Source organism: Streptomyces megasporus, from assembly GCF_000718985.1.
Classification (GTDB): Bacteria; Actinomycetota; Actinomycetes; order Streptomycetales; family Streptomycetaceae; genus Streptomyces; species Streptomyces megasporus.
In genome coordinates this window covers 1-436 of the sequence record NZ_JODL01000104.1, presented here as the reverse complement: position 1 = coordinate 436, position 436 = coordinate 1, and the positions used below count along the sequence as shown (strand labels likewise).

The 436-nt window shown below is 67.2% G+C and carries 1 protein-coding gene; it reads right to left on the bottom strand.

All coding sequences use genetic code 11. From position 1 onward, the window contains the following. A partial coding sequence (locus IF47_RS29975) for a dynamin family protein (RefSeq protein ID WP_211257284.1) occupies positions 1-331 on the bottom strand: 331 nt, incomplete at its 3' end. Positions 332-436 lie beyond the last annotated feature (105 nt).

Sequence of the window (436 nt, the reverse complement as noted above, 5' to 3'; positions counted from 1 at the left end):
ACCAGTGATGGTCCTCCGGATGGCAGACCAGTACGGGGGTCCGTGTCGTCGGCCGGAGCACGCCCGCCTCGCTGACCCGCCGCCCTACGAGGGAGTTGACCAGCGTCGACTTCCCGGCTCCGGTCGATCCCCCCACGACGGCCAGAAGCGGCGCTTCGGGCTCCCGCAACCGGGGCACCAAGTAGTCGTCGAGCTGCGCGAGCAGTTCGTCGCGGTTGGCACGCGCGCGTGGGGCCCCCGCCAGGGGCAGCGGGAAGCGTGCGGCGGCGACACGGTCGCGCAGGGCGGAGAGTGCGTCGAGCAGCTGAGGCCTTACGTCCAAGGTCACCACATGTGAAGAATGCCCAATTTTAGGGGAATTCTGAAGCATATGAGCATGTCTGCGCGCCGACAGGACACAAGGGATGGAAGGGACGACTGGGACACAGGCACACTC